Annotated in this window: 18 protein-coding genes; 5 read left to right on the top strand and 13 right to left on the bottom strand. The window is 65.2% G+C overall.

Annotation, left to right across the window (positions count from 1 at the left end; all coding sequences use genetic code 11):
• The first annotated feature begins 30 nt into the window (after positions 1-30).
• Complete coding sequence (gene glpK, locus KFE19_13415; protein ID QUO37368.1) at positions 31-1,542, top strand: glycerol kinase GlpK; 1,512 nt, start codon at positions 31-33, stop codon at positions 1,540-1,542.
• Between the two features lie 140 nt (positions 1,543-1,682).
• On the top strand, positions 1,683-2,072 hold the full coding sequence (locus KFE19_13410; GenBank protein QUO39636.1) for a zinc ribbon domain-containing protein: 390 nt from the start codon (positions 1,683-1,685) through the stop codon (positions 2,070-2,072).
• Positions 2,073-2,129: 57 nt separating this feature from the next.
• On the opposite strand, the gene KFE19_13405 is transcribed toward KFE19_13410, so the two are convergent.
• The 5 genes from KFE19_13405 to cysE all read right to left on the bottom strand — a co-directional run bounded on the left by KFE19_13405 (position 2,130) and on the right by cysE (position 5,675).
• Positions 2,130-2,282 carry a hypothetical protein gene (locus KFE19_13405; GenBank protein QUO37367.1) on the bottom strand — a complete coding sequence of 51 codons (153 nt, stop codon included), beginning with the start codon at positions 2,280-2,282 and terminating at the stop codon, positions 2,130-2,132.
• 14 nt (positions 2,283-2,296) lie between these two features.
• The gene (locus tag KFE19_13400) at positions 2,297-2,779 is read right to left on the bottom strand and encodes a GNAT family N-acetyltransferase (GenBank protein ID QUO37366.1); all 483 of its coding nucleotides are present in this window, start codon (positions 2,777-2,779) and stop codon (positions 2,297-2,299) included.
• A gap of 13 nt (positions 2,780-2,792) precedes the next feature.
• Complete coding sequence (locus tag KFE19_13395) at positions 2,793-3,389, bottom strand: helix-turn-helix domain-containing protein (GenBank protein ID QUO37365.1); 597 nt, start codon at positions 3,387-3,389, stop codon at positions 2,793-2,795.
• A gap of 167 nt (positions 3,390-3,556) precedes the next feature.
• Positions 3,557-5,005, bottom strand: a complete 1,449-nt coding sequence (gene cysS / locus KFE19_13390; protein ID QUO37364.1) for a cysteine--tRNA ligase — start codon at positions 5,003-5,005, stop codon at positions 3,557-3,559.
• 1 nt (position 5,006) lies between these two features.
• Positions 5,007-5,675, bottom strand: a complete 669-nt coding sequence (gene cysE / locus KFE19_13385) for a serine O-acetyltransferase (protein QUO37363.1) — start codon at positions 5,673-5,675, stop codon at positions 5,007-5,009.
• A gap of 430 nt (positions 5,676-6,105) precedes the next feature.
• Here cysE and KFE19_13380 point away from each other — a divergent pair, with 430 nt between their 5' ends.
• Positions 6,106-6,795 carry a helix-turn-helix transcriptional regulator gene (locus tag KFE19_13380; protein QUO37362.1) on the top strand — a complete coding sequence of 230 codons (690 nt, stop codon included), beginning with the start codon at positions 6,106-6,108 and terminating at the stop codon, positions 6,793-6,795.
• Complete coding sequence (locus KFE19_13375) at positions 6,795-7,166, top strand: hypothetical protein (protein ID QUO37361.1); 372 nt, start codon at positions 6,795-6,797, stop codon at positions 7,164-7,166. Before KFE19_13380 ends, KFE19_13375 begins: the two co-directional genes overlap by 1 nt.
• A 60-nt stretch (positions 7,167-7,226) precedes the next feature.
• Here the strand turns inward: KFE19_13375 and pgsA are convergent, their stop codons facing one another.
• From pgsA to KFE19_13355, 4 genes are read right to left on the bottom strand one after another with little or no spacing between them, the layout of a single operon-like run.
• The gene (gene pgsA, locus KFE19_13370) at positions 7,227-7,748 is read right to left on the bottom strand and encodes a CDP-diacylglycerol--glycerol-3-phosphate 3-phosphatidyltransferase (GenBank protein QUO37360.1); all 522 of its coding nucleotides are present in this window, start codon (positions 7,746-7,748) and stop codon (positions 7,227-7,229) included.
• Complete coding sequence (locus KFE19_13365) at positions 7,745-8,029, bottom strand: Pathogenicity locus (GenBank protein ID QUO37359.1); 285 nt, start codon at positions 8,027-8,029, stop codon at positions 7,745-7,747. Before KFE19_13365 ends, pgsA begins: the two co-directional genes overlap by 4 nt.
• Positions 8,026-9,351 carry a 30S ribosomal protein S12 methylthiotransferase RimO gene (gene rimO, locus KFE19_13360; GenBank protein ID QUO37358.1) on the bottom strand — a complete coding sequence of 442 codons (1,326 nt, stop codon included), beginning with the start codon at positions 9,349-9,351 and terminating at the stop codon, positions 8,026-8,028. The genes KFE19_13365 and rimO overlap by 4 nt, the downstream gene beginning before the upstream one ends.
• Before the next feature lie 17 nt (positions 9,352-9,368).
• A complete protein-coding gene (locus tag KFE19_13355; GenBank protein QUO39635.1) occupies positions 9,369-9,602 on the bottom strand; it encodes a helix-turn-helix transcriptional regulator in 234 nt (77 codons plus the stop codon).
• Positions 9,603-9,697: 95 nt separating this feature from the next.
• Here KFE19_13355 and KFE19_13350 point away from each other — a divergent pair, with 95 nt between their 5' ends.
• Positions 9,698-9,979, top strand: coding sequence for a hypothetical protein (locus KFE19_13350; GenBank protein ID QUO37357.1), 282 nt, complete (start codon positions 9,698-9,700; stop codon positions 9,977-9,979).
• Here KFE19_13350 and KFE19_13345 read toward each other — a convergent pair.
• Genes KFE19_13345 through KFE19_13330 form a run of 4 tightly spaced genes read right to left on the bottom strand, consistent with a single transcriptional unit; the run spans position 9,946 to position 13,608 of the window.
• Positions 9,946-10,524, bottom strand: a complete 579-nt coding sequence (locus KFE19_13345) for a regulatory protein RecX (GenBank protein QUO39634.1) — start codon at positions 10,522-10,524, stop codon at positions 9,946-9,948. The two genes, KFE19_13350 and KFE19_13345, sit on opposite strands and share 34 nt — an antisense overlap.
• 37 nt (positions 10,525-10,561) lie before the next feature.
• Positions 10,562-11,668, bottom strand: a complete 1,107-nt coding sequence (gene recA, locus KFE19_13340; protein QUO37356.1) for a recombinase RecA — start codon at positions 11,666-11,668, stop codon at positions 10,562-10,564.
• A 55-nt stretch (positions 11,669-11,723) separates the two neighbouring features.
• Positions 11,724-12,590, bottom strand: coding sequence for a peptide chain release factor N(5)-glutamine methyltransferase (prmC, locus tag KFE19_13335; protein QUO37355.1), 867 nt, complete (start codon positions 12,588-12,590; stop codon positions 11,724-11,726).
• Positions 12,591-12,636: 46 nt separating this feature from the next.
• The gene (locus KFE19_13330) at positions 12,637-13,608 is read right to left on the bottom strand and encodes a DUF1385 domain-containing protein (GenBank protein QUO37354.1); all 972 of its coding nucleotides are present in this window, start codon (positions 13,606-13,608) and stop codon (positions 12,637-12,639) included.
• Positions 13,609-13,665 lie beyond the last annotated feature (57 nt).

Below are 13,665 nucleotides of genomic sequence, written 5' to 3'. Positions count from 1 at the left end.
CGGCGATTTACACCAGAGGAGGCTGACGCCATGGAGCCCTTTGTCATTGCCCTGGACCAGGGGACCACCAGTTCCCGGGCCATTTTGTTCCGCCGCAGCGGCGAGATCGCCGCCCGGGCCCAGCACCCCTTCCGCCAGATCTACCCCCGGCCCGGCTGGGTGGAGCACGATCCCATGGAGATCTGGACCACCACCGTCCGGGCCCTGACGGAGGCGGTGGACACCGCCCACATCGACCCCAAGGCCATCTCCGCCATCGGCATCACCAATCAGCGGGAGACCACCATCCTCTGGGACCGCCGTACCGGCACCCCGGTATACAATGCCATCGTCTGGCAGTGCCGCCGGACGGCGCCTCTGTGCGACCAGCTAAGCGCCCGGGGCCTGGGGGAGACGGTGCGGGAAAAGACGGGCCTTCTGATCGACGCCTACTTCTCCGGCACCAAGATCCGCTGGATCCTGGACAACGTGCCCGGCGTCCGGGAGCGGGCGGAGCGGGGAGAGCTGTGCGCCGGCACCGTGGACAGCTGGCTGATCTGGAACCTGACCGGCGGCAAGGCCCACGTGACGGACCACTCCAACGCCTCCCGCACCATGCTCTTCAACATCCACACCCTCCAGTGGGACGAGGACCTCTGCCGCGCTCTGGAGATCCCCATGGCGCTGCTGCCCCGTCCCTGCTCCAACAGTGAGATCTACGGCACCGTGGCGCCGGGTCTGCCGGGTCTGGAGGACCTGGCGGGCATCCCCATCTGCGGCAGCGCCGGAGACCAGGCGGCCGCCCTGTTCGGCCAGGGGTGCTTCGCCCCCGGCCAGGCCAAGAACACCTACGGCACCGGCTGCTTCACGCTGATGAACGTGGGGGCGGAGCCGGTGGTCTCCCGGGCGGGACTGGTGACCTCCGCCGCCTGGACCGTGGGAGGAAAGACCACGTACGCCCTGGAGGGCAGCGTGTTCAACGCCGGCAGCGCCATCCAGTGGCTCCGGGACGAGCTGGGGATCATCGCCTCCGCCCCGGAGTGCGACCGGCTGGCAGAGAGCGTGCCGGACGCCGGCGGCGTGGTGCTGGTGCCGGCCTTCACGGGCCTTGGCGCCCCCTACTGGGACATGTACGCCCGGGGCACCATCGTGGGCCTCACCCGGGGCTCCACCCGGGCCCACATCGCCCGGGCGGTGCTGGACGCCATCGCCTTCCAGGTGACGGACCTGGTCCGGGCCATGAACGCCGACGCCCCCTGCCCCATCACCACGCTGCGGGTGGACGGCGGCGCCAGCGTCAGCGACATCATGATGCAGACCCAGGCGGACCTGCTGCGGCTGCCGGTGGACCGGCCGGACCAGGTGGAGACCACCGCCTTCGGTGCGGCGGCGCTGGCGGGCCTGGCCGCCGGGGTGTGGAGCGACCTCAGCCAGCTGGAGGGGCTGCGCCGCAGCCAGCACGTGTTCCTGCCCCGGCGGGACGAGGCCGCCTGCGACGCCGATTACCGCCGCTGGCGCCGGGCAGTGGAGCGGTCCATGCGCTGGGAAGAAAACGAACTGTAAACAAGTTGGGATTTCAGTTGCGCAAAGCGTCAAAGTGGGGTATACTGATGGCAAGCGGCTGATCCCACTATACCGCCGGTCCCCGGCGGAGAGGAAAGGAGTTCTTCCATATGGATTTTGATGATCTGAGCAAAAAGACCATTGACATCGCCGCCGTGGCGGCGGACAAGGCCAAGGACGTGGCATTCCTGGCGGCGGACAAGGCCAAGGACGTGGCCAAGCTGACCAAGATCAGCGTTGCCATCGCCGGCGAACAGCGGGAGATCGACAAGACCTACCGTACCATCGGCGAGTGGTTCGTCAACGAATACGAGGGCGAGATCCCCGATGGCGTGCGGGAACTGGTGGAGGCGGTCAACGCCGCCAAGGCCCGCATCGCCGAGCTGGAGGCCAGCAAACCCGCCAAGAGCGACGAGGCCGGAGAGGCCGAGTTCGTGCAGGCGGAGGAGGGCCAGCGCACCTGCCCCATCTGCGGTGCCGCCTCTGACAGCAAGTTCTGCCCCCACTGCGGCGCCCCCATGGGCGAGTGATCTCCGCAGACCGCGCAGGAAAAGCGCCCGGCCGGATGGCCGGGCGCTTTGTCGTCCTCAGGGGCGCTGTTTCTCCTGTCCGGGAGTCTTGTTCCGTCGCTGTTCCAGGCGGCGATCCACCGCTTTCAGCCCTTTCCAGCAAATGTACCCGGCGGCCGCCAGCAGGGTCAGGCCCCCTGCGGCGCTGCGGCGCCTGCGCGGATCACTCATGTCCCTCTCCCCTTTCAAAAGGTCAGCCGCATGTCGTACCACTCCACGCCGCCGTGGGTGGAGGCGGAGCGGCCCTCGCTGACGTAGCCGAATTTCTCGTAGTAGTGGACCAGGGCGGCCTTGCAGGTGAGAACGCAGCCCTTGCGGCCCTGGGCCCGGGCGTCGGCGATCACCCGCTCCATGAGCGTCCCGGCGCAGCCCTGCCGCCGGCGGTCCGGCCGGGTGTTGACGCCGAAGATCATCTGCCAGGCGCCGCTCTCGTCGTGGAGGGCGGCGTTTTCGTACATTTCATCCCGGAGGGTCGGTTCGTCGGTCACCATACCGTCGATGAAAGAGATCAGCTCCCCGTCCTCCTCCAGCAGCCAGAAATGGTCCGGATAGGCCGAGAGCCTTGCGGCAAAGTCCGCCTCCGTGGCAGCCTCGGCGGCGGGGAAGCAGGCAGCCTCCAGGTCCGTGACGGCCCGGAGATCGGTCATAGTCGCAGTGCGGATGGTCATGGGGCAAGTCTCCTTATTTCAAATAGCGGTATACCAGCAGCAGCCTGGCGCTGGCGCTGGTCTGGTTGGAGAAGCGGTAGGGCCGGTCTGCGGCGAACCGCAGGGCGTCCCGCTCCAGCAGCTGGAAGGTCTGCTCCTCCGCCTCCAGGCCCACAGTGCCGGAGAGCACCGTGGCGTGGCACAGGCACCCGGGCACCGAGGGCTCCGGGGCGTACTGGGCGCTGATGTACAGATCCAGGAAAAAGCTCTCCTGCCGGGTCACATCGTCATAGGGGAAGGAGGGCCGCAGCACCGTCTTGCCGCCGTCCAGGCGGACGGGCTTGGTGTCCAGTTCCCGGGCCAGCAGCAGGGACTGAAAGTCGTCGTTTTCCAGCAGCACGTCGGCGGGCACCTTCAGCGCCGCCGCCAGCTTGCCCAGCAGGGCCACGGAAGGGTTAGCCTCTCCCCGCTCGATCTGACCCAGCATGCTGCGGGAGACGCCGGCCTCCTGGGCCAGCCGCTCCATGCTGAGTTTTTTCGTCTTGCGGATACGCTTGATGTTCTCCGCCACCGCCCGGTTCAATTCCATGGGTTCCTCTCCCTCCGGCACATCCTTACAGTGACGTGCCATTATACTGCGCAATAGTGGTCCTATAATAGGAGAATTGTCGAATTTTGTCAAGGGAAAGCACCGCTTTTCCCCAAAAGCGCGAAAACTTTTTCCATTTGTTTCCCAAGGTCAAAAAAGGGACCGCGGGCAAATGCCCGCGGTCCTTTTTGATCTCGGATGGCAGCCGCTCAGATCCGCTTCCAGCTGGCGCCGCCCTTGGTGTCGATGATCTCGATGCCCTGGGCCTTCAGCTCATCCCGGATGCGGTCTGCCTCGGCGAAGTTCTTGGCCTTCTTGGCCTCGTACCGCTGGAGGACCAGCGCGTCGATGGCCGGGTCGCCCTCGCCGGTGACGGTATAGCCGCCCGAAGCCTGGGTGGTGGTGGCCTTGGCAGCCTCCGCCCGCTTGGCCGCCGCCTTTTCCAGAAGGCTCAGGGACAGCACGGTGTCATAGTCGCCGATCAGAGCCAGACGGGTGGCGTCATTGGTCTTTGCCTTCAATGCGTCGTACACGGCGGTGATACCCATGGAGGTGTTGAGGTCGTTGCCCATCTGCTGGAGGAACTTGGCCTTGTACTCATCGAACACGGCCTGGTCCACGGGGCCGTCCTCGGGCTTGAGAGCGGCGATCCGGGCGATCAGCTTGTCGTAGGCCGCCACGGCGTTGTCCAGGTTCTCCCAGGTGAACACCAGGGCCTTGCGGTAGTGGCTCTGGAGGCAGAAGAACCGATAGGCCAGGGGATCGTAGCCCTTCTCCTCCAGGAGGGAGACGGTCAAAAACTCGCCCTTGGACTTGCTCATCTTGCCGTCGCTGGTATTCAGGTGGTGGACGTGGAACCACTGCTTGCACCAGGGGTGGCCCAGGTAGCTCTCGGACTGGGCGATCTCATTGGTGTGGTGGGGGAAGGCGTTGTCCACGCCGCCGCAGTGGAGGTCCAGATACTCGCCGTTGTACTTCATGGAGATGCCGGAGCACTCGATGTGCCAGCCGGGATAGCCCACGCCCCAGGGAGAGTCCCACTTGAGGGCCTGGTCCTCGAACTTGGACTTGGTGAACCAGAGGACGAAGTCGTTCTTGTTGCGCTTGTTGGTGTCCTCCTCCACACCCTCCCGGACGCCCACGGCCAGATCCTCCTCGTCGTGGTCGTTGAACACGTAGTAATGGTCCAGCTTGGAGGTGTCAAAATACACGTTGCCGCCGGCGAGGTAGGCATAGCCGGTGTCCACCAGCTTGGAGACAATCTTGATATACTCGTCGATGCAGCCGGTGGCGGGCTGGACGGTGTCCGGCGTCTTGATGTTCAGCTTGGCGCAGTCGGAGAAGAAGGCGTCGGTGTAGAACTGGGCGATCTCCATGACGGTCTTGTGCTCCCGCCGGGCGCCCTTGAGCATCTTGTCCTCGCCCTCGTCGGCGTCGGAGGTCAGGTGGCCCACGTCGGTGATGTTCATGACCCGGTTCACGTCGTACCCGGCGTAGCGCAGGTACTTCTCCAGCACGTCTTCCATGATATAGCTGCGAAGGTTCCCGATGTGGGCGAAGTGGTACACCGTGGGGCCGCAGGTGTACATCTCCACATGGCCGGGGGTGTGGGTCTTAAATTCCTCTTTCTTATGGGTGGCTGAATTGTACAGATACATCTCAGGCAGTCCTCTCTTTCGTATTGGTCAGCTTTTGCACTTCCTGTTCCAGTTCCTCGATCCGCCGGGACATGGCCACCAGCTCCTCCAGAACCGGGTCCGCCATGTGGATCTGGTCCACGTCGTCGGCGAAGTATACGGGCTTTCCGGCGCAGCGGACGATCCGGGCGGGCACGCCCACGGCGGTGCAGTTGGGCGGGACTTCCCCCAGCACCACGGCGCCGGCGGCGATGCGGGCGTTGTCGCCCACCATGAAGGGACCCAGCACCTTGGCGCCGGAGCCCACCAGCACGTTGTCGCCCAGGGTGGGGTGGCGCTTGCCCTTATCCTTTCCCGTTCCGCCCAGGGTCACGCCCTGGTAGAGCAGGCAGTCGTCTCCGATCTCGGCGGTCTCGCCGATGATGATGCCCATACCGTGGTCGATGACCAGCCGGTGGCCGATGGTGGCGCCGGGGTGGATCTCGATGCCGGTCCAGAACCGGCTCCACTGGGACACGCACCGGGCCAGGAAGAACCGGCGGTGGACATACAGCCAGTGAGCCAGGCGGTGGTAGAGGATGGCGTGGACGCCGGGGTAGAGCAGGAAGATCTCCAGCTTGCTGCGGGCCGCGGGGTCGCGGCGCTGATAGGCGGCCAGAAGGCCGCCCAGACGGGTAACGCGTTTTGCCATAGTTGCATTTCTCCTTGTGCCGGCCGGGGGGCAAACAAAAGCGCCTCCCGTACCAAAGTACGAGAGGCGACGAATCGCGGTTCCACTCTCTTTTATCACTCAAGGAGGCCCTGTGACGGGGGCCGGTCGGGGGGCTTCCACATCCCCCGCGCTCCCGGGCGCACTTTCACAGCTCCCTCCGCAGGCACGCTTGCAGCCGGTGACGCGCCCTCTCTGTTCTTTGGGTATGCCGATACTCTTCCCGATCATCGCGCTATTCAATTTACCTTAGCATATTATCAGGATTTGTCCGGTGTGTCAAGGGGCCGGGGGATTTTTCCCTGCCGGAGGGCTTGTCAACAGAGGGTTGACAGGATGTTTTTCCCGGTCGCTTGTCAGGAAACGAGCTTTTTGCTATGATGGAATCGAAATGAGAGGGAGGGAATTTCCAATGGAACTGAAGGACCGGATCGCCGCGGTGCGCAAGGCCGCGGGATTGACCCAGGAGCAGCTGGGGGAACTGGTGGGCGTCACCCGACAGGCGGTGAGCAAATGGGAGAGCGGCCAGACCGCGCCGGACGCCGCCACCATCGCGGCGCTGTGTGAGGCGCTGCACGTGTCCGCGGACTACGTGCTGCTGGGCAGAGAGCCCGAAGAGGCCCCGCCGGCAGCCCCGGTCTACACGCCGCCGGATACCTGTCCCTGCTGCGGGCGCAGCGTGGACGGAACCGTCTGCCCGGTCTGCGGCTGTCCCCTTCCCACGGTGCCGCCCCGGGGACGGCGGTACGCTGTGGTGGCCGGCAGCCAGTATTACGCCGACAAGCGGAGCGCGGACCAACTGGTCCGCTTCTGCGGCATGACCCGGGAGCAGGCCCAGATGCTGCTGCAGGTGGGGAGCGCCACCACGGTTCTGCTGCGGCGGAACCTGACGGACAGCGCCGCCCAGTATCTGACCGCCCATCTGGACCGGGACCTGTTCCCCTCCCTGCGCATCGTGGAGGACGGCGGGGACTCCGAGGATGCCCTGCGGGCCAAGCCCTCCGCCATGGAGCTGCCGCCTGCGGACAAAAAGGACGGCATCGGCTTCTGGGGCGTGGTGGGCGCCGTGATCGTGGCGCTGCTGATTTTATCGTTCCTGTGATGGGGCGGCGGTATCTGGTGCCCATGGGGGCCATCGGCATCCTCTACACGCTCAACCGCTTCGCCCTGGCGCCTCTCACCGGCAACCGCCTGCTGGCCTGGCACTTCGCGGACTTTTTGGCCGGGGCGCTGATGCTGTGCTTTTTGAACGGGCTTTTGGAACTGACAGGGCGAAAGCCGATGCGGGGCCTGTTCCCGGTCAGCGCCTTCGCCCTGGGCTGCGGTCTCTTCTGGGAAGTCGTGACGCCGCTGTACCTGCCCCGGTCCGTGGGGGATCCCCGGGACGTACTTGCGGTATGGCTGGGGGCCATGGCCATGCTGGGAAGCCGGCGTTTTGCGGAGCGCCGGTCCCGCTCCCGGACAAAGGGCTGAACGCAGAGCACCCCCCGGCGCGGTAAACCGCGCCGGGGGGTGGCTTTTTGATCGCGGGCCTCAGGCGGAGGCGATCACGTCCTTGTTCTGGACGAAGTACTCCACGCCGGAGTACAGGGTGGTCAGGGTGATGACCCAGACGCAGATGGTGTTCACCACCGCCGGAATGGGCAGGAACATGATGACGATGCACACCATGGTGGAGGCGGTCTTGACCTTGCCGGACCAGCCGGCGGCGATGACCCGGCCCTTGTCGCTGGCGATCATTCGCAGGCCGCTGACGGCGAACTCCCGGACAATGACGATCAGCAGCATCCAGGCCGCCATCTTCCCCGTCTCCACGAACCACAGCATGGCTGCCGTCACCAGCATCTTGTCGGCCAGGGGGTCGGCGAACTTGCCGAAGTCCGTCACCAGGTTGTACTTCCGGGCGATCTTGCCGTCCAGCAGGTCCGTGAAGCTGGCCACGATGAAGATGGCCAGGGCCACATAATTGGCGCCGGGAAAGCCCCAATACAGCACCACCATAAAAACAGGGATCAATACAATACGCAAAAGAGTCAATTTATTCGGCAAATTCATGGTTGTTCTCCTTCCTTCGCCGGCGGGTAGGGCCGGTCCTTCCAGTGCCACCACTTCAGCTTTTCCGCCTCCGGCTCCGGGTGTTCGGCGTAGTAGACCGCCGTCCGCCACACGTACAGGGCGCAGCGGTCCTCCTGAAAGCCCTTGAGCAGGCACTCCTGCCGGTACAGCTCCTCCGGGTCCCGGCCCACGAGATCCGACACCTGCCGGATGCCCAGGGCCTCCATGACGGCGGCAATCCGCTTCCCCACCCCGGGGATCTCCTCCAGGGGCGACCTCATTCCGCCAGCTCGCCGGTGAGCTCGCCGTCCATGGTGCCGGTGAGGCGGACGGTCACGAAGGTGCCGGGCTCCACCTCTTCCCCGGCGGTGAACCAGATGCGGCCGTCGATGTCCGGGCTCTCGGCGTAGCTGCGGCCGTAGCACATCTGGGCCTGGCCGTCGAAGCCCTCGCACAGGACCTCCCGCTCCTCGCCCAGGAGGGACTCGTTGTAGTCGTCGATGATGTCGGACTGGACATCCACCACCAGTTCCGCCCGGCGGCGGGCCTCCTCGGTGTCCACGTGGTCCATCTGGGCGGCCCTGGTGCCTTCCTCCGGGGAGAAGGGGAACACCCCGGCCCGCTCGATGCGGGTCTCACGCAGGAAGTCGCACAGCTCCTCCAGCTCCGCCTCCCCCTCGCCGGGCAGGCCCGTGATGAGGCTGGTCCGCAGCACCAGGCCGGGGATCCGGGCCCGGAGTTTCTCAAACAGCGCCAGGAGTTCCGCTTTCGTGTCCCGGCGGTTCATGGCCTTCAAAATGCCGTCGTTGCAGTGCTGGATGGGGATATCCAGGTATTTGACGATCTTGGGCTCGGCGGCGATAGTGTCGATGAGCTCGTCGGTGATCTCGTCGGGGTAGAGATAGTGGAGCCGGACCCAGTGGAAATCCAGCTTGCACAGCTCTCGCAGCAATGCCGCCAGCTGGTGCTCCCCGTTGAAGTCTGTGCCGTAGCGGGTGATGTCCTGGGCAATGACCAGCAGCTCCCGTACCCCGGCGTCGGCCAGCTCCGCGGCCTCGGCCAGGAGCTCGTCCATGGGGCGGCTGCGGTACTTGCCGCGGAGAGAGGGGATGACGCAGTAGGCGCAGTGGTTGTCGCAGCCCTCGGCGATGCGCAGATAGGCGTACCAGGGGGGCGTGGAGAGGATGCGGGGCCCGCCCTGGGGGCAGGTGTGGATGTTGCCCAGGCGGCAGGGGCGCTCCTCCCCCGTCATGACCTCGTCGATGGCGGCAGCGATGTCGCCGTAGCTGCCGGTGCCCAGGATGCCGTCCACCTCCGGCAGTTCAGAGAGTATGTCTGTCTTGTACCGCTGGGCCATGCAGCCGGTGACCAGGATCTTTTTGATCTGGCCCGCCTGTTTCAGCGCCGCCATCTCCAGGATGTTGTCGATGGCCTCCTCGCAGGCGGACTGGAGGAAGCCGCAGGTATTCACCACCGCCACGTCGGCCCCGGCGGGGTCGGCCTGGACGGTGTGGCCCGCCGCGGTGACGGCGGCCATCATCTGCTCGCAGTTCACCTGGTTCTTGGCGCAGCCCAGGGAGATGAATGCAACACGATACTGCAAAGTCGTTTTCCTTCCCTTCATTCTAGCGGTCCGCCCCGCCAGGCGGGGTCGTCGGTGATGCCCAGGAGATAGTCCGTGGAGACGTGGAAAAACTCTGCCAGCAGCACCAGCTTTTCGATGGTGGTGCCCCGGCTGCCGCTCTCGATGGTGCTGATGGCTTTCTGTGACAAGCCCAGCGCCTCTCCCAACTCCTGCTGATTCAAGTTCATGGATTTTCTGAGGGCACGTACCCGGTCCTTAAAAACAATCATTGTTTTCATATTTACCTCTTGACTTATACCTTTTTGTAGTATACACTCATGTTATCGAAAATACTACAAAAAGGTATATTTAAGGAGGGTTCCACATGAACGATGCGTTCCTTACCCAGCTGTTCTACCTCTCCCTGGACGCGGTCCGGCCCCCGGCCAATCCCTGTATCCAGGCCGCCCGGCGGGAGCTGGAAGATCTGGAGCGCAAGTGGATGCAGACCATGGGCCAGCGCTTCATTGAACGGTATCAGGCCGCGGAGTACCGGGCCAACAGCTGGCAGGAAGAGGCCCTGTTCCTCCAGGGCCTGCGGTGGGGCGTCCACCTGATGCTCTCGGCGCTGCCTTACAGCTCGCCGTCAAACCCCTCCGCGCCGTAGCGGTTCCAGCCCGCCTTCACGTCGCCCCAGTTGTAGCCCCGGCGCAGCAGGGCGTCGGTGAGGCGCTTTTTCTCCCGCGGGTCCGGGGCGCGGCCCTGGAGCTTGGCGGCGAGAAAGCGGTCGATCTGCTCCGCCGACTCCGGCAGGGCGTCCAGGGCGTCCTCCCACAGCTCCCGGGGCACGCCCTTTTCCCGCAGCTTCTCCTGGACGTACCGGGGGCCGTAGCCCATCTGGCCGTAGTGCCGGACCAGAATGGCGGCGTACTCGGCGTCGTTGAGGGCGCCGATGGCCTCCAGCCACTCCCCGGCGTACCGGGCCTCCGCCTCGCTGGCGCCCTTGTCCCGGAGCTTTTTCTCCAGACTGGCGCGGCTCATGGCCCGCTTGCCGATGAGGTCTGCGGCCGTCGCCTTGGTGTCGGAGAGGCCCGCCGCCTCCTTCAGCTTCGTCAGCTGGGGGGCGGAGAGGTCATCCCCGCTGCGCAGGCCGAAGTCCAGCAGCTCCTGCTCCGTGATCTTCAGGCAGGCGCCGTCCTCCAAAAACACCAGCACCCGGCCCTTTTTATGCCTGGACGCTTCGATCCGGTCAATCCGCATCGTTGAAGTCGTCGGCGGACACGTCCACCGCGCGGCCCGCGGCTCTGGCCGCGATCCGGTCCTGGTTGCTCATGAGCTTGTCAAAGTTCTTGCGGATGTCCGCCTCCAGCTGCTCCGCCACCTCGGGATTTTCGATCAGATATTTCTTGGCGGCGTCCCGGCCCTGGCCGATGCGGGTCTCCCCCATGGAGAACCAGGAGCCGGCCTTCTGGACCAGATCCAGCTTCACGCCCAGGTCCAGCAGCTCACCCTCGTGGGCGATGCCCTGGCCGTACATGATGTCAAACTCCGCCTCCCGGAAGGGGGGCGCCACTTTGTTCTTGACCACCTTGGCCCGGGTGCGGCTGCCGATGATCTCACTGCCGTTTTTCAGCGCCTCGATCCGCCGCACGTCGATGCGGACGGAGGAGTAGAACTTCAAGGCCCGGCCGCCGGTGGTGACCTCGGGGTTGCCGTACATGACGCCCACCTTTTCCCGCAGCTGGTTGATGAAGATGACGATGGTGTTGGTCTTGCCGATGGCGCCGGTGAGCTTGCGGAGCGCCTGGCTCATGAGCCGGGCCTGGAGGCCCACATAGCTGTCGCCCATCTCGCCCTCGATCTCCGCCCGGGGCACCAGAGCTGCCACGGAGTCCACCACGACCACGTCGATGGCGCCGGAGCGGACCAGGGCCTCGGTGATCTCCAGAGCCTGCTCGCCGGTGTCCGGCTGGGAGATCAGCATATCCTCCACCTTCACGCCCAGAGCCCGGGCATAGGTGGGGTCCAGGGCGTGCTCGGCGTCCACAAAGGCCACCTCGCCGCCGCGGCGCTGGGCCTCCGCCACCACGTGCAGGGCCAGGGTAGTCTTGCCGGAGGACTCCGGCCCGTAGATCTCCACGATCCGCCCCTTGGGAAGGCCCCCGATGCCCAGGGCCAGGTCCAACGCCAGGGAGCCGGTGGGAATGAAGTCCACGTTCAGCTCCGCCCGGTCGCCGAAGCGCATGATGGAGCCCTTGCCGTACATCTTCTCGATCTGGGCCATGGCGGTATCGATGGCCTTCTTCTTGTCGTCCGCCGGGCCCGCGCTGGGCAGCGGCGCCTTGTCTCTTGCCATATGTCTCTTCCTCCTGCAAACAATCTCGGTCTATGGGAATGGGCGTCCCCGCCCGTCAGATCTCCGTACAAAGGGTGCCGAACACCACCCGGGGCACGTCCCGCAGGTCCTTGACCACCTGGATGTCCCCGAAGCCCTGGGCGCGCATGATACGAAGCACCGCGTCCGCCTGGCCGATTCCCACCTCGAAATAGAGGCGGCCGCCGGGGACCAGGGCGTCCTTCCACTTCTCGGAGATGCTCCGGTAAAAGTCCAGGCCGTCGTCGCCGCCGTCCAGGGCCAGGTGGGGCTCATAGTCCTTCACGGACACGTCCAGCCCGGCGATGTCGCCGCTGGGGATGTAGGGGGGATTGGAGACGATGCACTGAAACTCCCCCAGGGATTTCTCCGGCTTTTCCCGGGCGTCGGCCCCCATGGGCACCACCCGGGCGGAGAGGCTGTTGCGGCGGATGTTCTGACGGCAGATGCGCAGCGCCCCGTCGGACCACTCCCCCAGCACCACCCGGGCCTGGGGCGCCTGGGCTGCTACGGCCAGGCCGATGCAGCCGCTGCCGGCGCACAGGTCCAGCACCCGGCACTCTCCCAGCGTCTTGACGTAGCCGATGGCCTGCTCGGCCAGCACCTCCGTGTCCGGCCGGGGGATCAGCACGTCGGGGGAGATGTCCAGGGGCAGGCCATAGAACTCCCACTCCCCGATCAGGTACGCCACCGGCTCTCCGGCCAGGTGGCGGTCCACCAGGTCCCGCACCCGCTTCTCCAGCTCCGGCGAGGCGTACAGCCCGCCGTCCCGGACCAGCTGCTCCCGGCTCTTGCCGGTGCCGAAGCACACCAGCTCCCGGGCCTCCAGCGTGGCCTCCTCGATGCCGGCGCGCCGCAGCTGCTGGCGGATATCCAAATACAGGTTGTTATAGGTAATGGCCATAATTACGCCTCGTTGTTGTGATTGGTCCGCAAAAGCGGCCGGGCCGTCACCACGCGTCCTTGCCCTTCTCCTCCGGCAGCACCAGCTCCAGGGAGCGGATGGCCACCTCGATCATGGAGTCGTCGGGCTCGTTGGTGGTGAAGTTCTGCATCCAGAGGCCCGGCTTGGTCAGGAACTTGGCCAGGCCGCTGTCCTGCACATGGCGGCCCACCCAGCGGTTGAACTCGTAGGTGATACCCACCACCAGGGGCAGCAGCACGATGTGGGCCGCCGTCCGCAGCCACACGTTGGTGATGGGCCAGATGCCGAACACCACGCTGGACACCAGGATGGACACGAAGATCACCACGAACAGGAAGCTCGTGCCGCAGCGGGGATGGTGCCGGGGCTGGATGCGGACGTTCTCCACCGTCAGCGGCAGGCCCGCCTCGTAGCAGAAGATGGTCTTGTGCTCCGCTCCGTGGTACTGGAACACCCGGTAGATATCCTTCTGTTTGGAGCAGAAGATCAGGTACAGCAAAAAGATCAGGACTTTCAGCACGCCCTCGATCAGGTTCCGGCCCCACATGGGAAAGCCGGGGAAGAAGTGCAGCAGTCCGCCGGTGAGGAAGGTGGGCAGCACCATGAACAAAAACACGGACATGCCCACGCCCAGCACCACCGCCAGGGCCACGATGGCGCTCTCCAGCTTCTTGCTGGTGAGGTGCTTTTCCAGCCACAGCTCGAATTTGGAGGGCTGGGCCGCCTCCTCGTCGGGGTAAAAGTCGGCGGAGTACATCAGAGCCTTGACGCCGTTGACCATGGCGGAGAGGAAGTTGACGGTGCCCCGGATCAGGGGCACGCCCAGGATGGGATAGCGGTCCTTGATGAGCCGCAGCTCCTCCACCTTTTCCACCAGCTGCCCCTCCTGGTCCCGGACCACGATGGCCTGCTTTTCCGGGCCCCGCATGAGGATGCCCTCGATCAGCGCCTGTCCGCCGATGCTGGTGCGGAAGGCGCAGGATTTCTGTTCTGCCATGAAAATTCCTTTCTAATGATTGAAGTATATCACAGACATTCGCAAAAAGCAAACATT

The sequence above is a fragment of the Dysosmobacter sp. Marseille-Q4140 genome, assembly GCA_018228705.1.
Lineage (GTDB): Bacteria > Bacillota > Clostridia > Oscillospirales > Oscillospiraceae > Oscillibacter.
This window is presented reverse-complemented; position numbering and strand designations above follow the sequence as displayed.